17 protein-coding genes are annotated in these 18,749 nt (G+C 41.2%); 13 read left to right on the top strand and 4 right to left on the bottom strand.

Going from position 1 to position 18,749, the window contains the following annotated elements; genetic code table 11:
• Nucleotides 1–197: 197 nt before the first annotated feature.
• Complete coding sequence (locus C7B70_RS03860; protein WP_106367752.1) at nt 198–1,187, bottom strand: hypothetical protein; 990 nt, start codon at nt 1,185–1,187, stop codon at nt 198–200.
• Between the two features lie 62 nt (nt 1,188–1,249).
• Here C7B70_RS03860 and C7B70_RS03855 point away from each other — a divergent pair, with 62 nt between their 5' ends.
• The 6 genes from C7B70_RS03855 (at nt 1,250) to larB (ending at nt 7,788) form a co-directional block, all read left to right on the top strand.
• Entirely contained in the window at nt 1,250–1,804 is a 555-nt protein-coding gene (locus C7B70_RS03855; RefSeq protein WP_106367751.1) for a YIP1 family protein, read from the top strand.
• Between the two features lie 345 nt (nt 1,805–2,149).
• Nucleotides 2,150–2,632 (top strand): 2-C-methyl-D-erythritol 2,4-cyclodiphosphate synthase, encoded by a 483-nt coding sequence (gene ispF / locus C7B70_RS03845; protein WP_106367750.1) that lies wholly within the window; start codon nt 2,150–2,152, stop codon nt 2,630–2,632.
• A 6-nt stretch (nt 2,633–2,638) separates the two neighbouring features.
• Nucleotides 2,639–3,070 (top strand): peptide chain release factor 1, encoded by a 432-nt coding sequence (locus C7B70_RS03840; RefSeq protein ID WP_106367749.1) that lies wholly within the window; start codon nt 2,639–2,641, stop codon nt 3,068–3,070.
• A 285-nt stretch (nt 3,071–3,355) separates the two neighbouring features.
• Nucleotides 3,356–5,128, top strand: coding sequence for an ABC transporter substrate-binding protein (locus C7B70_RS03835; protein ID WP_106367748.1), 1,773 nt, complete (start codon nt 3,356–3,358; stop codon nt 5,126–5,128).
• A 1-nt stretch (nt 5,129) separates the two neighbouring features.
• Nucleotides 5,130–6,914 carry an ABC transporter substrate-binding protein gene (locus C7B70_RS03830; protein WP_106367747.1) on the top strand — a complete coding sequence of 595 codons (1,785 nt, stop codon included), beginning with the start codon at nt 5,130–5,132 and terminating at the stop codon, nt 6,912–6,914.
• 97 nt (nt 6,915–7,011) lie between these two features.
• On the top strand, nt 7,012–7,788 hold the full coding sequence (gene larB, locus C7B70_RS03825) for a nickel pincer cofactor biosynthesis protein LarB (RefSeq protein ID WP_106367798.1): 777 nt from the start codon (nt 7,012–7,014) through the stop codon (nt 7,786–7,788).
• Here the strand turns inward: larB and C7B70_RS03820 are convergent.
• Entirely contained in the window at nt 7,785–8,078 is a 294-nt protein-coding gene (locus tag C7B70_RS03820; protein WP_106367746.1) for a hypothetical protein, read from the bottom strand. The two genes, larB and C7B70_RS03820, sit on opposite strands and share 4 nt — an antisense overlap.
• A gap of 311 nt (nt 8,079–8,389) precedes the next feature.
• On the opposite strand from C7B70_RS03820, the gene C7B70_RS03815 reads away from it, so the two are divergent.
• Nucleotides 8,390–9,034 carry a Uma2 family endonuclease gene (locus tag C7B70_RS03815; RefSeq protein WP_106367745.1) on the top strand — a complete coding sequence of 215 codons (645 nt, stop codon included), beginning with the start codon at nt 8,390–8,392 and terminating at the stop codon, nt 9,032–9,034.
• Nucleotides 9,035–9,206: 172 nt separating this feature from the next.
• Here the strand turns inward: C7B70_RS03815 and C7B70_RS03810 are convergent, their stop codons facing one another.
• Nucleotides 9,207–10,796: a glycoside hydrolase family 57 protein gene (locus C7B70_RS03810; RefSeq protein WP_106367744.1), complete on the bottom strand. Its 1,590-nt coding sequence runs from the start codon at nt 10,794–10,796 to the stop codon at nt 9,207–9,209.
• A gap of 199 nt (nt 10,797–10,995) precedes the next feature.
• Between C7B70_RS03810 and C7B70_RS03805 the strand changes: the two genes are divergently transcribed.
• The 6 genes from C7B70_RS03805 to C7B70_RS03785 all read left to right on the top strand — a co-directional run bounded on the left by C7B70_RS03805 (nt 10,996) and on the right by C7B70_RS03785 (nt 18,202).
• Nucleotides 10,996–12,135, top strand: a complete 1,140-nt coding sequence (locus tag C7B70_RS03805) for an EcsC family protein (RefSeq protein ID WP_106367743.1) — start codon at nt 10,996–10,998, stop codon at nt 12,133–12,135.
• A 347-nt stretch (nt 12,136–12,482) separates the two neighbouring features.
• A complete protein-coding gene (locus C7B70_RS03800; RefSeq protein WP_106367742.1) occupies nt 12,483–14,084 on the top strand; it encodes an alkaline phosphatase in 1,602 nt (533 codons plus the stop codon).
• Between the two features lie 174 nt (nt 14,085–14,258).
• A complete protein-coding gene (locus C7B70_RS27545; RefSeq protein WP_233220818.1) occupies nt 14,259–14,441 on the top strand; it encodes a winged helix-turn-helix domain-containing protein in 183 nt (60 codons plus the stop codon).
• Between the two features lie 12 nt (nt 14,442–14,453).
• Nucleotides 14,454–15,173 carry a restriction endonuclease gene (locus tag C7B70_RS28670; protein WP_339376738.1) on the top strand — a complete coding sequence of 240 codons (720 nt, stop codon included), beginning with the start codon at nt 14,454–14,456 and terminating at the stop codon, nt 15,171–15,173.
• Between the two features lie 351 nt (nt 15,174–15,524).
• Complete coding sequence (locus C7B70_RS03790) at nt 15,525–17,699, top strand: cation:proton antiporter (RefSeq protein ID WP_106367741.1); 2,175 nt, start codon at nt 15,525–15,527, stop codon at nt 17,697–17,699.
• Nucleotides 17,696–18,202, top strand: coding sequence for a hypothetical protein (locus tag C7B70_RS03785; RefSeq protein WP_106367740.1), 507 nt, complete (start codon nt 17,696–17,698; stop codon nt 18,200–18,202). Before C7B70_RS03790 ends, C7B70_RS03785 begins: the two co-directional genes overlap by 4 nt.
• Here the strand turns inward: C7B70_RS03785 and C7B70_RS03780 are convergent.
• A complete protein-coding gene (locus C7B70_RS03780) occupies nt 18,199–18,735 on the bottom strand; it encodes a DUF3172 domain-containing protein (RefSeq protein WP_106367739.1) in 537 nt (178 codons plus the stop codon). The genes C7B70_RS03785 and C7B70_RS03780 overlap by 4 nt on opposite strands.
• Between the last annotated feature and the right edge of the window lie 14 nt (nt 18,736–18,749).

Here is an 18,749-nt window from a genome sequence, read left to right as displayed (position 1 = left end):
TTTGATAGCATTTTTTGATTTGCTGTTACGTCTTCCAAAGGCTATGAAGAAAGATTTTTTAGGCGATCGCTAATTAGGAGGCAAAACCGCCAGTATTCTTCCAGCCTAGGTTTGAGATATTTAAGTTATTATGCTACTTAAAAAAATATATTGTACTAAGTTTAAGTGTAAATATTTATACAAAAATAATCCTACTCTTACTTTTTTGCTAACCAGATCGGTAATTGATTTACTTGTTGCAAGGTCAAATCTACATAAGTAACGCCTTTGTTATGCAAATTTTCACCAAAATAACCTTCCGCTCCGTCGTGAGCGTGAGCGCCGGAACTTGCTACCGTATAACGATTTTGCAACCGAGCTTGATTAAAAGGCGATGCTACACTCCAACGCCACCTAGAAGGAAATACAACCGCGCCAATATTTTCTACCCAATCAAATTTGCCGTGCAGATGATAAACGCGATCGCTTACTTTAAACCCATTGGTTCCCGCAAATACACCGCCTAAAGAAACTACAACAATGTTAGCCTCTAATCTGCGCTTAAGATAATCTGCCGCACCTAGAGCCACCTGTACGCCGCCGCTAGTCCCTAAAAGAATAATTTGCGGTTTTTCTGGTATAGGCTGCTGGGCAGTCATGCGCTCAATAATAGCTGTAGCAATACCTTGATTGTAAATTGGGCCGTAACGGGGATCGGCAGAAATTGCAAATCGCCACAAATTACGAATTTTAATGACTACATTTGATATTGCCAACCATCCTTGAGCGCGATCAGCAAAATTCCATAATGGAGCAAGTACCCGCTTTCCGCCCAAGCTTTCATTGGCGGCAGAGTAAGGAAAAACATCGCTGACGGCGATACAATTAGGATGAGCAGCAACTAAACTATCTAAAAATAATTCTTCGCCGGACGTGAGTTGATTTGCGGAAAAATCTCCTACTCCTGGGAGAAAGACAATATAACAATTTAACTGAGAAGATTTAGAAATTGAAGTATTAGGGCTTATAGGCATAACTTTAGGATTGGTTTTTAATCCCAGCAGTTGTACGCCTTCATCAGCCCACCAAATTAAGGTTCCAACTGGCGAAAGTGTTCCCCAAACCAATAAAATTATTAGGGCTATAGTTAAGAGTTTTAAACTTCCACCCCGCAACCAAAAAATTAATTTAACTAATAGTCGCCACATTTAATTATAGTTAATCAATTAAATAGTATTTTACACTTAGCTATTAATATTAGGAACCAATAGTGAGGAACAAAGAGACAAGAAAGGGTTTAGGAAAAACTTTAGCTAGTGCTTTGTCCCTAGACGCTAATTTCTACGAAAATGCCCCGAATGATGCTATAACTCATCGCGTCGCTCAAACCATCGTAATTTTAGCCGCAATTTCCCATGCTATAGGTACTTGGGTTGTTTTTATCATTAATTGGACAGCAATCTCTATTTTGCCTTTAGCACTTTTGGTTGATGCGCTGAGTATTGTTGCTGGCTATTACTTTTGGACGTTGACTATTTGGCTAATTGGTAGACGGTTAAGGAGAAATTCGCCAAGTTTTAGAGAATTGTTAATTCCTATTGGTTTTGCTTATGCTCCTCAAGTATTAAACTTTTTAACGCTGATTCCACTACTCGGACAACCAATTGAGCTTGTTTTGTCTGTTTGGAGTTTACTTGCTGTAATTGTTGCTGTCCGTCAAGGGTTAGATATTAATACTACTTGGGCATCATTAATTTGTTTGCTGGGATGGCCATTAATTCAAATCGCTATCAGTTTTATCCAAGAGTCGTGGAGTAGAGTTTAATTTAATAAATAAATCAGTAAATCTCTTTTTTAATCATCCAAAAAACAAAAACAATACTACTCATATAGTGGCTACATTGTCCAATGCTATTTTATAAGTTAGCGTCTTATGGCTATAATTAGAACCAAAAAAGGCGAATAAGCGATCGCGCTCCTTGCAAGTTAAACTTAAATTTTCCAAACCTCCTTATGCAGCTTATCCAATTTTGAACCGATTAGGATTAATGGTATTGGTGGTAACAGGGATAAGTATGTCAGGGGTGTTTGGTCAAAAAAGCGAGAAGGACAGTAGTAAGTTACTTAGATCAAAAAGTTTAATAAAAATATATATTTTCAAATTTCAACTATGGTTAATATTCGGATTGGTAATGGCTACGATATCCACCAACTAAGCACTAATCGCCGCTTAATTTTGGGCGGGGTAGAAATTCCTCATGAGTTGGGTTTGCTAGGACACAGCGATGCGGACGTACTCACTCATGCAATTATGGATGCAATGTTGGGCGCTTTGTCGTTGGGAGATATTGGGCTATATTTTCCCCCTAGCGACTCTCAGTGGGCGGGGGCAGATAGTTTAGTATTACTAAGTAAGGTAAATCAATTAATTAGCGATCGCGGTTGGAAAATTGGCAATATTGATTCAGTAGTTGTCGCCGAACGTCCGAAATTAAAACCATATATTTCTAGTATGCGCGATCGCCTAGCAAAAGTTTTGCAAATACCCGCCGATTGTATCGGTGTTAAAGCCACCACAAACGAACAATTAGATGCTGTAGGGAGAGAAGAAGGAATCGCCGCTTATGCAGTAGTTTTATTAGTATCTAGTTAATTAATTATGGCTAACCCCTTACGTCAACTTAAATATTTACCCTGGACTTCGCTAATAATCGTCAGTAGTATGACGCTGATAATCGTCACTACTCTAGAGTTGGTACTGGGATTAACTTATGACCAATTAAATGAAGTGACGCAGTTTATAATCGTCAGAATATTAGCTGCGACGTTATACTCACCTTTATTATCTTTATTTACCATTAGTGCGATCGGTGTTGGTATTGGTGCATTAGCTGTATTTTTACTAGAAACCTTAAAAAAACAAGTTTTTATTAATGCTGGGGTGCTTTGGTCTTTAATTTTATGTTTAATTGTTGGCTTAATAATTAGAAGTTACATCCCTATACCAGCCTTTTTAACGGACGTTAATCAACTACAGTTAGTGGGGGTGATTTTAGGCGTTTTTTGGAAAGGTAAGCGTTACTGGCGATAAAGATTTCTAATAGAAAACTGATAATCTCGCTATAGTTGAAAATAAATTTGCAAGTGCGATCGCCAAAATCCGCAAATCAATATAAATATGTTAAATAAGTTATGACTTTTTACAATTGGGGCGTAAATCGATAGCTTTTATACTAACGTTAGTAGTTGCGATCGCATTCAAAACTTCAAATTCTCCGCTTTAGGCGCATTTTAGAATATCTACGAACTTAAGGTAGACAATTAGATGCTGTTTGGGGAAACCTTGTAAACTATAGAGATTTAGTAACTTTGCCAGATGTTTGCGATTTTTCCCTCGATGCGGCGGTGGTTGGTAGGACTATTAACGGTTGTAATTGCGATCGCTCTTAGTAGCTGTAATCCTAATGATTTTAAATCTCAAGCGGCGCAAGTAACGCAGCTAGTAGATACTATAGTCGGCGAACCAAAAACCTTTAACTATGCTCTCAGTAGTGAGTCTCCTAACGTTTTTTCTCTAATCTACGAAGGTTTGATTACTGAAAATGGCGTAACAGCCGAAATTGAGCCAGCCTTAGCCGAGACTTGGCAAATCTCCGACGACAAAAAGCAAATAGTTTTTACCTTGCGTCAAGGGTTGAAATGGTCAGACGGCATACCTTTAACGGCTGATGACGTAGTTTTTAGCTTTAATGATATTTATTTAAACCCAGATATCCCCACATCTACAAGAGACGGCTTGCAAATTGGCGAAAGCAAGGCTTTACCTAAAGTGCGTAAAATTAGCGATCGCCAAGTAGAATTTATAGTACCCGAACCTTTTGCACCTTTACTCCGCAGTGCGGGAGGAACGCCAATTCTTCCCAAACACATTTTAGCTAAAACGATTACTACCAAAGACGGGGAAGGGAAGCCGCAATTTTTATCTACTTGGGGAACAGATACTGATCCCAAAAAAGTTATTAGCAATGGCCCCTACAAGCTAGACGCTTACAATACCAGCCAACGAGTAATATTTGGTCGCAACCCCTATTACTGGCGCAAAGACAAGCAAGGAAACCCTCAACCTTATATTGAGCGGATAGTTTGGCAATTAGTAGAAAACGTTGATACTGCTGTATTACAGTTTCGTTCGGGAGGGTTAGATATTCTCGAAATTGGGCCGAGAACTTTTAGATTACTCAAGCGTGAAGAAAAGCGGGGAAGTTTCACTATTTATAATGGTGGCCCTTCATCAAGTACGATGTTTATTACTTTTAATCAAAATAAAGGCAAAAGAAACGGTAAACCTTTAATCGATCCTATTAAATCGCGCTGGTTCAACACTGTAGAATTTAGACAAGCGGTAGCCTACGGTATCAATCGCCAAGCGATGATTAATAATATCTTTCAAGGAGTAGGGGAGCCGCAAAACTCTCCAATTGCCGTCCAAAGCCCTTATTATCTTTCGCGCGATGAAGGTTTAAAATCCTACGATTACAATCCTCAAAAAGCAAAGGAACTGTTACAGCAAGCAGGTTTTAAATACAACGATAAGGGCGAGTTATCCGACGCACAAGGTAACAGAGTCCGTTTTACTCTGACAGCTAATACTGGTGGTACAGGCTTTATTCAGGCACAAATCAAGCAAGATTTAAGCAAAATTGGGATGCGCGTTGATATCCAAAATATTGCTTTCAATTCTTTAGTAGAAAAGCTAGACAATACCCTTGATTGGGATTGTGTGTATCTTGGTTTTACAGGTGGTGTAGAGCCAAATAATGCCGCAAACCTTTGGCTACCTGATGGTTCATCTCATATGTTCAACCAAAAACCTCAAACTGGGCAAACGCCGATTGCAGGTCGAGAAATTGCCTCCTGGGAAGCCGAAATTGGTCGCTTATATGTTCAAGGCGCAAAAGAAGTTGATGAAGCTAAACGTAAAGCAATCTACGCTGAGACTCAACGTCTCACTCAAGAATACTTACCTTTTATTTACTTAGTTAATCCTATTGGTTTATTGGCAGTACGCGATCGCATTCAAAATATCAAATATTCAGCTTATGGCGGCCCAATTTGGAATATTTACGAATTGAAAGCTGTAGAAAAATAAAATGATCCTCTTATTCTGGCGATTTTGGCTGACAGTTTTACTCATTTTTAGCCTGACTAGCTGCAACCCAACAGAGTTAAAAACCGAAGCGGCGCAAGTATCGCAGTTAGTTACTAGCACTATTGGCGACCCAAAAACTTTTAACTACGCTTTTAACCAAGAGTTTCCCCATATTTTTTTGTTTACCAGCGAAGGATTAACCACGCTTAACGGGATTACAGCAAAAATTGAGCCAGCGTTAGCCGAATCTTGGCAAGTTTCAGACGATAAAAAACGCATAACTTTTACTTTAAGAGCGGGTTTGCAATGGTCAGATGGCGAACCGCTAACCGCCGATGACGTTGTTTTTACTTATCAAGACATCATTTTCAATCCAGCGATACCGACCGATTGGAAAGACTTTTTAAAAGTAGGTGCGGGGGGGGTTTTTCCCGAAATTAGGAAAAAGAGCGATCGCCAAGTCGAATTTATCTTTCCCGAACCTTTTGCACCTTTTCTTAGCACAACTACCGGAGCATCAACAAATTCTGTCGGTATTTTGCCAAAACACATTTTAGCAAAGTCGATTACAACTAAGGATGCTAAAGGAAAACCTCAATTTCTCTCTACTTGGGGAACAGATACAGATCCGCGCAAAGTTATTGTTAATGGTGCTTATAAAATAGCAAGTTACGCCCCCGGTCAGCGAGTCATATTTGAACGTAACCCTTACTACTGGCGTAAAGATGCTCAAGGAAATCGACAGCCTTATATTGAGCGGATTGTCTGGCAAATCATTGAATCTACCGATACAATCGTCTTGCAATTTCGCTCTAAAGGTTTGGATGTTGTAGAAATTTCTCCCGAAAACTTTTCGTTGCTCAAACGGGAAGAAAAACGAGGTAAATTTACGGTTTATAACGGTGGTGCTAAGTTTCAAAAGGTTTTTATCGCCTTTAACTTAAATAAAGGGAAAAGAAATAATCGTCCCCTAATCGATCCAATTAAATCCCGTTGGTTTAATACCTTAGAATTTAGACAGGCGGTAGCCTACGCCATTGATCGCCAAACCATGCTAAATAACGTCTTTCGCGGTCTGGGTGCTGTGCAAGATTCGCCGATAGACATTCAAAGCCCTTTTTACATTTCCCCCGCACAAGGCTTGAGAACGTATAACTATAACCCCCAAAAAGCAAAGGAATTATTGTTGCAAGCAGGTTTTAAATACAACAATAAAAAGCAATTATTAGACGCAGAGGGCAATAGAGTCAGGTTTTCATTAATTACTAATAGCGAAAATAAAACTCGCGTTGCAATGGGAGCGCAAGTTAAACAAGATTTGAGTAAAATTGGCATTCAAGTAGATTACAACCCCATTGCCTTTAATACACTTACAGATAAGCTGTCAAATTCTTTAGATTGGGAATGCTACTTACTCGGTTTTACAGGTGGTATAGAACCTCACGATGGCGCTAATGTATGGTTGACTAATGGTGGTTTGCACAGCTTCAACCAAAAAGAACCACCAGGAGAAAAACCGCTTATAGGAAGGGAAATAGCCCCATGGGAAGCAGAAATTGGACGTTTGTACATTAAAGGTTCTCAAGAATTAGATGAAGCAAAGCGTAAAGCTATTTATGCCGAAACTCAAAAATTGACTCAGGAATATTTACCCTTTATTCACCTAGTAAGCCCGTTGTCTTTAGTTGCAGTACGCGATCGCATCCAAGGATTAGAATACTCTGCTCTCGGCTCTCAAGGCGGAACAATGTGGGATAAATATAAACTCAAGGTAGTACCAGAGTAACTAAAAGGGTAATCGGGAATTGGTCATTGGGAATTTGAACTATTACCCATTACCCATTACCCATTACTCATTACCCATCACCCCTAAAAAATTAACTGTGACTCAAGCTAACAATCTGCAAAGTCTGCTCGAATCTGTAGCTACAGGCGAAGTAAATCCCACCGTTGCTTTAGAAAAGCTCAAACACCTTGGTTATGAAAATGTCGGCGATTTTGCTCGGATAGATAGCGATCGCACTCGTAGAACTGGCTTCCCAGAAGTGATATGGGGTCAAGACAAGACTCCTGACCAAATTGCTCAAATTATCGAAGCAATGCGTCTGCGTAACCCTGTAGTGATGGCTACGCGCATTGAAAGCAGTGTCTATGCTCAGTTAGAAACTCTAGTTACAGGATTGCAATATTACCCCGCCGCGAGAATTTGCGCCCTTACTCCTGAAGTAGTCGCCCCTCAATATCCTGGGATTATCAGTATTTTATCGGCGGGAACAGCAGATTTACCTGTCGCCGAAGAAGCGGCGGTTACAGCGACTCTTTGCGGCTTCCAAGTACAGCGTTTGTGGGATGTAGGTGTCGCTGGGATTCATCGCTTACTCAATAATCGTCATGTTATAGATTCCGCTTCCGTGCTAATCGTGGTGGCTGGAATGGAAGGGGCTTTACCGAGTGTAGTTGCAGGTTTAGCCGATTGTCCGGTGATTGCTGTGCCTACTAGCATTGGCTACGGAGCTAGTTTTGGTGGGCTTGCACCTTTATTAACAATGCTCAATTCTTGTGCGGCGGGTGTGGGCGTTGTCAATATTGATAATGGCTTTGGCGCGGCAATTTTAGCAGGGCAGATTTTACGAACGGCAGCGAAGTTGAATAAACTTTAACTTGCCGATCCTACACCAGTAACCAAGGCATTGATTAAGGGAGAAATTGCACTTAAAGCTGATGGTAGTACCGCCACTGTCGCCGCCGCTACAATTATCGTAGTTGCCAGCCGTACCATTGAGTCGGACGCTTTTTGATAAGTGTCAAACTTGTAATCGACTTTTTCTAACTTGAGTTGAAGATTACTCACGTTAGTCTCTAAATGGTCTAACCTCTGGTTAATTTGACGCAATTCAGATAAAACTGTTGTCTCAAAGTCATTCGGTACATTTGGTTGATTTATTGTCATTTTTTTTGCTGCAAAGCCTGTACTTTTATTGTGACAAAGTGATTTTAAATTGAGAGAGTGTAAATACTTTTGGCAATTGTATTACTTTAAATTACAATGATTTTCAATAATTAGCGATCGCTCTTTTGCCTAATTCCGTTATGCGATCACACTTATCACAACTTAAATTTTTGGGATTGGCGGCAATAAATAGGTATCGCGCATTAAAAAACGTTGGCTTTTGAATTGAGATGATTTTAGAGCGACTTCTCAACTTGAAATAAGCAGCTTATACTTGTATTTAATAGTTAGACAAATTTGTAAGTAAATTTATGCTATTAGAATTAAATCAGTTAGTTGTCCAACCTGGGCAACAGTTTTTACTAAAAAATGTTTCTTGGCAAATGTATGAAAACATTTTAGAAGAACTGGGAGAAAGGCGTGCAGCTAAAATTAATTATAGTCAGGGGCTATTGGAAATAATGACCCCACTGCCAGAACATGAAGATGATAAAGTAATAATTGGCGATTTAGTAAAAGCGCTGCTTGAAGAACTAGAGATTGAAGCTAGAAGCCTTGCTTCTACAACCTTTAAAAGTGAAAGCATGAAAACTGGAGTAGAAGCAGATGACTGTTTTTACATTCAAAATGAAGCAGCAATTAGAGGCAAAAAACGCATAGACCTTAGCACCGATCCTCCGCCAGACCTGGCACTTGAAATTGATATCACTTCTCGCACCCGTCTTAGTAATTACGAAGCTTTGGGAGTGCCAGAATTATGGCGATACGACGGTCAAAGTTTAGAAATAAATGTGTTAGAAAGTGGCAAGTATATCAAATCAAATATTAGCCGCAACTTTCCCAACTTGCCTTTATTTGATGTTATTCCTCAATATGTTGAGCAAAGTAAGATTAAAGGTAGAAATGCAACCATTAAAGCTTTTAGAAGTTGGGTAAAATCCCAAACACAAAATTAAGTTTTCAGTTGAAAAGGCGTCATCCTAGGTTAAAAAATCCGCCGAGATCGCCCCTAGCGCTACCCCTTGGGTAATCGCACTTTATTACCCTGTAAAATTATCCAAGGTGCGATAGCGCAAGCGCGCCCGGTAACGGGCTTCGCATTAGTTTTGTGCTAATTAACTCTAAAACCTACACCGGACGATAAACGCGGTAATTAATTTGGGGGAAAATGTTATCTATTTCCTCAACTTTTTCGAGCCAACCGCTATCGATTTTGCCGATTTTGATGTCTTCGTAGAGCTTATTAAAACGCATCAGGTGCGATCGCGTTCTTCGTACCGCGTAAGGAACCATTGTCCCTGTACGCATAATAAACGCCCAATCCGATGATTGCGCTAATAGCACTTCTCTAGCAGCCTGATTTAAAGCTTTCCACTCCAACTCATCGGCGGGTTCTCTGCTTCCTAATTCAATCATTCTTTCGGCGGCTTTGTGCAAATGAGGATAAACCCAAGCATTAGTCTCATTTAACCAATACTCATGAAAGCCTTTAAAGCCCCAGCTAGACTGTGAAGGACGGCAAACTTGTTGATTGGGATTTTCTCGCAAGTAGTCCGCTAAGTGGGTCATTTTATAAGTTCCTTGATCGTACCAAGACTTGCGGTACAAATAATCGATAAACCAAGGGCCTTCATACCACCAATGACCAAATAGTTCCGCATCGTATGGAGAAACAATTATGGGGGGGCGCTGCATAATCCCATGCAAATTACTAACTTGCTGCTCCCGATTGTACATATAATTCGCGGCGTGTTCGGCAGCTTTTTGTTTTGCCCAGTAGGGATCGTAAAGAGCCTTATCTGATAATCCCAAACCGCGCCCAGTGATTTTATGGTATTTGACCCCAGTATTTTTGCGCTGACCGTTGGGCATGATAAAAGGCTTGATATACTCGTATTCTGCCTCCCAGCCTAAATCTTTGTAAAATTCGCGGTATTCTGCCGCGCCTGGATAGCCGACTTCTGAAGACCATACTTGTTGAGACGATTCGTGGTCGCGCCCAAAAACTGCTACTCCAGTTTCGGTAAAAATCGGTGCGTAGCTACCAAAACGCGGACGGGGACGGGCGTAGAGAATGCCATGCCCATCGGTGAGGAAATATCGTAAGCCTGCATCGGCTAACATCCTTTCTAGCCCTTCGTAGTAGGCGCATTCGGGCAACCAAATACCTTTAGGTGGGCGACCAAAAGTTTGCTCGTAGTGTTCGCAAGCCACTTGAATTTGCGCCCAAACTGCTTCGGGGTACATTTTCATCAGTGGCAAATAGCCGTGAGTAGCGCCGCAGGTAATAATTTCTAGGTTATTAGAGTCTTGAAATTGCTTAAAAGCAGTGACCAGATCGCCCTTGTAGTGTTCCCAGAGTTTGCGCGCGTTGGCAAATTCTTTAACGTAATATTCAGCTAAGTAGCGGAGGTGACCGTTATTGTTGTTGCGATCGCTTTCTAAAGCAACTAATTTTTCTAATTGGGCTAAATGCAGGTCGTAGCGCTCTTGTAGCAGATTGTCGCGGAGCATTGAAACCAAGGGCGGTGTCATGCTCATCGTAATTTTGAAATCGATGCCGTCTTGCTTTAATCCTTCAAATACTTGCAGCAATGGAATGTAAGTTTCGGTAATAGCTTCATAAAGCCATTCTTCTTCTAAAACATAATCGCTTCCAGGGTGACGGACGAAAGGTAAATGAGCGTGGAGGACAAGAGCGACATAGCCAATAGTCATAGTAATTTCAATGATTGGGTGTAATAGTCCGGTGCAATCGCGTTTTAGAAACTAGATATTTTATGAATTTTATGCCGAAAGAGGTAGCAGGAGAAACCGTAAGTTGCGATCGTCTCAATTTATTACTTTTGACGTGGAGTAATTAGGCAAAGTACAAGCATTAGATAGATGTTTTTCAGCTTACTTTTTTATTACAACTATGGCTAGAGACATATTTAAAGGCGATCGCCCCATCATGAGCAATTTGCAAAAACAACCCAAGAACCCGCCCTCTACAGTAGATTACGTAACTAAAAGCGTTGCAGAAATTGCACGCATTGCTCTCGATGCTGGACAAGAGGCGGCGGATCGAACCCATGATTTGCTCTCCCAAGTAACTAAAGGTGCGGGAGAAACTATCGATAATGTGGGTAGTAATTGGCTTGTGCGGCGGCTGACTCGCTTTCTCAATCTTGATTGGCTACTAGGTGCTGCCGATAGTGTAGATGTTGCCAAAGCTCAAAGCGCTGTTAAAAAGCTCCAGCAAGATTATCCTCACGAATCACCTAGCCAACTTGCTCATCGGATCATGGTAGAAAAAGCTACCCAAGCAGGGGGTATTGGGCTTGCCAGCAGTCTTTTACCAGGAATAGCTATAGCTCTATTGGCGGTAGATTTGGCGGCGACAACGCGCTTACAAGCAGAGATGATTTATCAAATTGCGGCGGTGTACGGACTTGACTTGAAAGATCCAGAGCGTCGCGGCGAAGTTTTAGGAATTTTTGGTTTAGGTCTGGGTGGTAGTCGCGTACTAAAAGCTGTAGGTTTAGGTTTGCTACGAAATGTACCTTTTGCGGGGGCAACAATTGGGGCAAGCACTAACGCTGCAATGTTGTACTCTTTGGGTTATGCTGCCTGTAGATTTTATGAAACAAAACTAAGGTCGCCGGAAGATGTGAAATCGAAAGCAATGGACGATTTGCAGCAACAAAGCGCGAAATATTTAGAAACTGCGATCGCTCAACAAGTTGTAATGGATCGAATTTTAGTCCATACAATTTTAGCTAGTCATCCCGCGAAGTCTTGGGATGAAATTTTACCCCAACTGCAAGCAATAAATATTAGTCCAGCTTCACTTAAAGTCATTGCTGAGGATTTTAAGTCGCCGCAGCCTTTAAATACATTACTTGTGCAACTTAATAGAGACTTTGCAATTCCTCTATTAGCTCAATGCTACCGAATTGTTGAAGCCGATGGCGTGCAAACTCCCGCCGAAACTGAAGTTATAGATGCGATCGCGCGTCAATTTAATCTTGACTTAAATTCTATTAAATCAATGGTTGATAATCCAGCAAGTTAATTATGAATTTTTGGTGCAGAGACGTTGCAATGCAACGTCTCTGCATTGGTTTTAAAATTCAACGCTAGGTAGTTTACACATATAACTATTTGTAGATTAAGTTAATGTTAACAATACGTTGACCGTTAGTTAATTTTGGGTTGGTAATTTTAGGTTAGGCTTCGCAATTAAATCGAGTAATACTAACGATCTTTTTGGTTAAAAATAAGTCAGCCACTTATTAGAAAAACTACTGAAAAGTAGTCTCGTTCACTCCAAAACTATCCCAAGAAAATAAAGTAAGTGTTGGCTTGGTTTGATTTGAGTTGCCCACAGTTAAATAAGTTAACCCCAAAAAGCCACCCAAGATGGATAACTTTAATTTTGAGCGCCTGCTATCAAGTAAGGTAAAACGTCGTAGTTTGCTAATAGGAGCCGGAGCCTTAACAGGAATTGCGATAGCGCAAGCGCGCCCGGTAACGGGCTTCGCAAGTCAGCATTCAACTAAAGTAGTTGCCCGACCAATATTATCAGGATATCCCTTTAGTCTAGGTGTAGCTTCAGGCGATCCACTGCCAAATAGTGTAATACTATGGACGCGCTTGGCTCCTAGTCCCCTTGACGGTGGTGGAATGCCTCCTGATCAAGTGCCTGTACAGTGGCAAGTATCAGCTAACGAACGCATGAGCCAAATTGTCAAAAGTGGGACGGTAATTGCCAAACCAGAATTGGCACATTCAGTCCGGGTAGATGTACGCGGACTTAGACCTGGACGATGGTATTGGTATCAATTTAAAGTAGGTAATGAATTAAGCCGAGTTGGGCGTACTCGCACTGCTCCTGCTAGAGGAGATTTCCCCAATCAGTTACGCTTTGCCTTTGCTTCTTGTCAAGACTGGCAAAATGGTTACTTCACCGCCTACAAACATATGGCAGAGGAAGACCTAGACTTGGTTGTGCATCTGGGCGATTATATTTATGAGTACGGGCCTCAACCCGGCGGGCCGCGCCAGCATAATAGTGACGAAATTGTTACCCTCCAAGACTATCGCGATCGCTATGCTTTGTACAAAACTGACCCAGATTTACAAGCAGTTCATGCGGCTTTTCCTTGGATAGTTACTTGGGATGACCACGAAGTTGAGAACAACTACGCTGGTGCAATCTCAGAAGATAACCAAAGCCAGCAAGAGTTTTTGGCGCGACGGGCTAATGCTTATCAGGCATACTACGAACATATGCCCCTACGTCGCTCATCGTCGCCTGAAGGGGCAGATATGCAGTTGTATCGACGTTTTACCTTTGGTAATTTAGCCGAGTTCAACGTACTTGATACTCGCCAATACCGCAGCGATCAGCCTTGCGGCGATGGCATCAAACCCCGTTGTGAAGACGCTTTTGACCCAAATGCTACGATGACAGGACTTCAGCAAGAGCGCTGGTTGTTTCGAGGTTTGGATCGTTCCCCAGCCCGTTGGAATGTGATTGCGCAACAAACTATGTTAGGGGAGTATGACTTTGATGCTCGCCCTCAAGTAGACGTATTCAACATGGATCAATGGGATGGTTATGTTGCCGCCCGGAGTCGATTACTAGACTTTTTGGACAAGCAAAAACCATCAAATCCAATTGTGATTACTGGGGATATTCACTCTAGTTGGGTACATGACTTGAAAACAGACTTTAGCAAGACGGATTCGCCAATTGTAGGTACAGAGTTTGTCGGAACTTCTATTAGTTCGGACTTTCCTAGTGTATTTATTGCTCCAGTCACCGCAGCTTTAACTGATAATCCCCATACTAAGTTTTTTGATGGTGCTTTTCGGGGGTATGTCCGTTGTAATCTAACCCGCAAAAATTGGCAGAGCGATTACCGTGCAGTGTCTACAATCCTCGACCAAAATTCTACTATCAGCACCCTAGCATCCTTTGTTGTTGAAGATGGGCAACCAGGCGCTCAACGTGCTTAATCGCCAGCTTTCGCAAAATTCTGGTAAAAGCTAGTAAAGGGTGTAGCCCTCTTGTATGAATAAAAGATTTATCCTTATCCAGTTAGGCTAAGAAAAATCTAATTTCAATCGTCCCTCTCCCAAAGTTGGGAGAGGATTTGTGCAAGAGTAGGCTAGGTTAACAAGAGTTATTAAATGCCTATCCCCGATTTCCAAAGCATCATGTTACCTCTACTTAAATATCTAGCTGACCAGCAAGAACATTCTTTACGTGATCTGATAGATGGTTTAACTATAAATTTTGAGCTTTGTGAGGTGGAGAGACAAAAACTTTTACCTAGTGGTAAACAAGCAATTTTTGATAATAGAGTTGGTTGAGCTAGAACATACCTGAAGAAAGCAGTTCTTCTTGAATTTACAAAAAGAGGCTTTTTTCAAATAACTGTTAGAGGAAGTGAAGTTTTAGAACAAAATCCTCAATTAATTGATATTAAATACTTAAATCAGTTTCCTGAATTTATTGCCTTTAAAAATAAAACAACTCTTGAAATTACTCCTGGAATAATTGATAACGGGATAGAAGTTAAACAAAAAACCCCTCAAGAGTATTTAGAAGCTGCTTATTTAGAGATTAAGCAAGGTGTAGCTGAGGAAGTTATTACTCGCATTAAAGCTTGTTCTCCTAGCTTTTTTGAAAGATTAGTAGTAAAACTCCTTGTGAAAATGGGCTATGGCGGTTCTATCAAGGATGCTGGACAAGCTGTTGGTAGAAGGGGCGACGGTGGTATTGATGGAATTATTAAGGAGGATAAGCTTGGTTTAGATGTTATTTATATCCAAGCTAAAAGATGGGAAGGAACTGTAGGTCGTCCTGATATTCAAAGATTTGTGGGAGCATTACATGGCTTCCAATCTAGAAAAGGAGTTTTTATTACAACTTCAAACTTTTCTACTGAAGCCATAGATTATATATCAAAAATTGATAACAAAATTGCATTAATTGATGGCGATCGCCTAGCTCAACTAATGCTAGAGTACGGCGTTGGTGTATCCACTGTTGAAGTATATGAAGTCAAGAAAATTGATGAAGATTTTTTTATTGATGAATAAGACAATACCTTGTTTCGCAAATAATTATTTTGCATTTTATAGGTTTAAGTTGTACCTAAGTGTAGAGCATAAATATTAATGAAAGTCAAAAATTAACAACCAAAATACTTAGGGGAATTTTCAGTAAATACTTAAATCATAACCGGAATCTACTACCTAAGCTTTGAAGTAAGTATATAACGTTATTTGAATATATTGATTACTTGTAGGGCTGAAAGCTTGTTGACGGCTATTGTGATTTTAGACGTTAAAATTACTAAGTTTCTCCCCAAAATCTGCAACTACCTTGACAGATTGAAGTTATTGAAGGAATCATCATAGGACACATCAGATTATCCCATTGAGGAAACTATGAACGCAGTTGCTATTGTTCTAGTTGAGGTGCTAATTGTAATTGGACTTTCGCGGCTAGTGGGGCTAGGATGTCGATCAATCAAGCAGCCGCTAGTAATTGGCGAAATTATCGCCGGGATTATGCTAGGCCCTTCTTTATTAGGCTTAGTTGCGCCTAATTTGGCTACAACTTTATTTCCTGCCGAAACAATCCCTTATTTATTTGTCCTCTCTCAAATTGGACTGATATTTTTCATGTTTCTCATTGGGTTAGAACTAAATCCCAAATATTTGAGCGGTCAGCTTGAAATTGCAATTTTAGTATCTCACGTCAGTATTTTAGCCCCTTTTTCTTTGGGAACTCTGCTGGCTGTATTACTTTATCCACAGCTTTCTAACGGAGATGTATCTTTCACCGCCTTTGCTTTATTTTTGGGGGCGGCGATGTCAATTACCGCTTTTCCGGTACTCGCTAGGATTATTACTGAAAATAACTTGCAGGGTACGCGCCTAGGAACATTGGCGTTGACTTGTGCGGCGGTAGATGATGTAACGGCATGGTGCGTACTGGCTTTAGCGATCGCTGTAGCTAGAACTGGGACAATTAACGGAGCTATCCCCACAATTATCTATTCGTTGATTTATATCGGCTTGATGGTGACGGTAGGGCGGTGGTTTTTAAAGCGCGTTGCTAGGTATTATCAGCGCGTTGGTAAAATGAATCAATTACTTTTAGCAGGTATTTATGCTGGGGTAGTTGCGAGTGCTTTAATTACAGAATTAATCGGTATTCACTTCATTTTCGGGGCGTTTTTGTTAGGCGCAGTTATGCCTAAAGATGAAGGTTTGGTAAGAGAAATAGCCGAAAAAACCGAAGACTTTGTATTAATTTTTCTGTTACCAATATTTTTCGCTTATAGCGGTCTGCGGACGCAAATAGGATTGCTTAATCGTCCCGAATTGTGGTGGCTGTGCGCCGCCGTCATCGGAGTAGCAATTAGTGGTAAATATTTTGGTACTTACATAGCTGCAAGAGTGAGTGGAATTGAAAATCGTGAAGCTTCAGCCCTCGGTTGGTTGATGAATACACGCGGCTTGACAGAACTTATCGTTCTAAATATTGGCTTGAACTTGGGGGTAATATCGCCGCTTTTGTTCACGATGTTAGTAATTATGGCGTTAGTTACTACCTTTATGACTTCGCCCTTATTAGAGTGGACTTATCCTAAACGGCTAATTAGATTAGATACCGTTGAACCAGAAACCGAATTAGGAGCAGTACCGAAAGCCGAAGTTACTTACCGGATTCTCGTCCCTGTAGCTAACGTAGATACCCAAAAAGGACTAATTCAATTAGCAACGGCGATCGCTCTTAACAATTTCCAAAGCGCTGTAGTTCATCCCCTGAGCTTAGTAGAACTTGAGGAAGATTACGCTTTTCAAAGTATGCCTGCTGAAGCTGACAGGTTGATGGATAAACGCCGCCAACAGTTAGAGCAATTGATTGGAACTTTAGAACCTCCAGATATCCGCGCCCTTGTGCAGCCTTTAGTTCGCGTTACTAATGATGTCGCCCGATCTACAGAAGAAATTACCAGCCAAAATAAAATTGACTTAATGTTAGTAGGTTGGCATCGTCCGGCTTTTAGTACCAACCGTTTAGGTGGGCGTGTCGGGCAAATTTTGAGTATGGCTCCGGTGGATGTGGGAGTTTACATTGATCGCGGGCAAACAGCAATGGAAAAATTGTTAGTGGCTTATTCGGGCAATATTCACGACGATTTGGCGCTAGAACTGGCGTTAAGAATGCTCGCCAGTTCCCAAACCCGCACTTTATCAATTTTGCGAGTAGTGCAAGCGGGAGAAACTAATAGCGAATTGAGCTATGAATTGAGCGGAGTAATGGAGAACTTGTCTCGGACAGTGCGCGATCGCATTGATATTCAAGTTCAGCAATCCGCCGAACCTATCATTGTAGCCGTTGAAGCTTCTGAGCGCGTCGATCTAACTATTGCTGGAACTAGCCGCGCTTGGGGAATTGAGCGGCAAACTTTGGGGCGATATACCGACCAATTGGCAATTCAATGCAAATCTTCATTGCTCATAACTCGTCGCTACAGCCAAGTTACATCTCATTTAGCGGCGATAGTTGCCCCCAGCCTGGATACAGATAAATTAGGAGGAGAAGTATGAGCAGCCACTTTAATACTAAATCTTTGACTTTTTACGCGATCGCTATTGGCTCTGTACTATTACTATTTAATGTCGTTACAGCCTATGGAGAAAGCAATCTCAAAGCGCCTAAAACTATTGGTGGTAGGTATCAACTGGCTTTGACCAATAGCTTGCCTGGTTGCTCCCAAGTAGCGCCTCTAATGCTCCAACTCGATCAGTCTGGAACCTATGTTAATGCCGCCATTTTAAAAAAAGAAGTGCAAAACTCAATGTCCGCCGAAGAAAAACTAACGTTGACGGGGTTATTTAAAGAGCAGCAGTTAAGTCTTACTGGTAATGTTGATAAGTCCGTTTTGTGCGGATTCCCCCAAGAATCAGGCGAAAGGGTGATCGCCATTAATAGTAAAATTGACGGCGATAAGTTAGTAGGGGAAATTGCAATTAATGGGGAAGCAACAAAAACCCCTTTTACTGCCCAAAAAGCCGCGATTCCCAGCGCCTCCCCATCCTCAAGTCACTAGAATTGATCGGTATTAGTGGGGGCGTTAACCGCTCCTGGTTGATTAATAAAGAAGTTCTGCGCGTCTTCACTTTGGTAGATACAGCTAATTGCTGGAGAACTACCCAAATCCCCGGTATACCCAAAAGTATTTAACTTTTGCCTGCAATCGCGTACTTGATCGCCTGTGACTAAGTTACGTTGCTCCAAAATTACCCAGTTCGCTTGGCGCAGTACGCAGCCTGGACGCATAGTTGGTTGGGAGACATAAACTTTAAATGGTCGCAAGGTGACAAATAACCGCGCATCCATCACCATAGCACTAGCACCGTTATTGATACACACCTCAGGGTTGGGAGCCGCTTGGTCGATCTGAATACTGGAACTAACGTTATTTGGTGTTGCTCCCGTATCTGAAGTAAAAACTGTCCCGATACCGATTCCTAAGATTAACACCGCCGCCAAAATTGCGATGGTGGCGTAGTTAACGCTTGCGGGTAGAAATGCGAAAGGTTTTTTGTCTGTCACTGTAGACCTACCAGATTTACGTCTCATCTTGCTTAATCAAT

It is taken from the genome of Chlorogloea sp. CCALA 695 (assembly GCF_003003885.1).
Lineage (GTDB): Bacteria > Cyanobacteriota > Cyanobacteriia > Cyanobacteriales > Chroococcidiopsidaceae > Aliterella.
Note: the sequence above shows the minus strand (reverse complement) of the source record. Positions and strands in the feature narration are given on the sequence as shown.

What these genes read in the sequence shown, in the direction of transcription:
- C7B70_RS03860 (WP_106367752.1), bottom strand. Translation starts at nt 1,187, where the DNA reads ATGTGGCGACTATTAGTTAAATTAATTTTTTGGTTGCGGGGTGGAAGT.
- ispF (WP_106367750.1), top strand. Translation starts at nt 2,150, where the DNA reads ATGGTTAATATTCGGATTGGTAATGGCTACGATATCCACCAACTAAGC.
- C7B70_RS03840 (WP_106367749.1), top strand. Translation starts at nt 2,639, where the DNA reads ATGGCTAACCCCTTACGTCAACTTAAATATTTACCCTGGACTTCGCTA.
- C7B70_RS03835 (WP_106367748.1), top strand. Translation starts at nt 3,356, where the DNA reads ATGTTTGCGATTTTTCCCTCGATGCGGCGGTGGTTGGTAGGACTATTA.
- C7B70_RS03830 (WP_106367747.1), top strand. Translation starts at nt 5,130, where the DNA reads ATGATCCTCTTATTCTGGCGATTTTGGCTGACAGTTTTACTCATTTTT.
- C7B70_RS03820 (WP_106367746.1), bottom strand. Translation starts at nt 8,078, where the DNA reads ATGACAATAAATCAACCAAATGTACCGAATGACTTTGAGACAACAGTT.
- C7B70_RS03815 (WP_106367745.1), top strand. Translation starts at nt 8,390, where the DNA reads ATGCTATTAGAATTAAATCAGTTAGTTGTCCAACCTGGGCAACAGTTT.
- C7B70_RS03810 (WP_106367744.1), bottom strand. Translation starts at nt 10,796, where the DNA reads ATGACTATTGGCTATGTCGCTCTTGTCCTCCACGCTCATTTACCTTTC.
- C7B70_RS03805 (WP_106367743.1), top strand. Translation starts at nt 10,996, where the DNA reads ATGGCTAGAGACATATTTAAAGGCGATCGCCCCATCATGAGCAATTTG.
- C7B70_RS03800 (WP_106367742.1), top strand. Translation starts at nt 12,483, where the DNA reads ATGGATAACTTTAATTTTGAGCGCCTGCTATCAAGTAAGGTAAAACGT.
- C7B70_RS27545 (WP_233220818.1), top strand. Translation starts at nt 14,259, where the DNA reads ATGCCTATCCCCGATTTCCAAAGCATCATGTTACCTCTACTTAAATAT.
- C7B70_RS03790 (WP_106367741.1), top strand. Translation starts at nt 15,525, where the DNA reads ATGAACGCAGTTGCTATTGTTCTAGTTGAGGTGCTAATTGTAATTGGA.
- C7B70_RS03785 (WP_106367740.1), top strand. Translation starts at nt 17,696, where the DNA reads ATGAGCAGCCACTTTAATACTAAATCTTTGACTTTTTACGCGATCGCT.
- C7B70_RS03780 (WP_106367739.1), bottom strand. Translation starts at nt 18,735, where the DNA reads ATGAGACGTAAATCTGGTAGGTCTACAGTGACAGACAAAAAACCTTTC.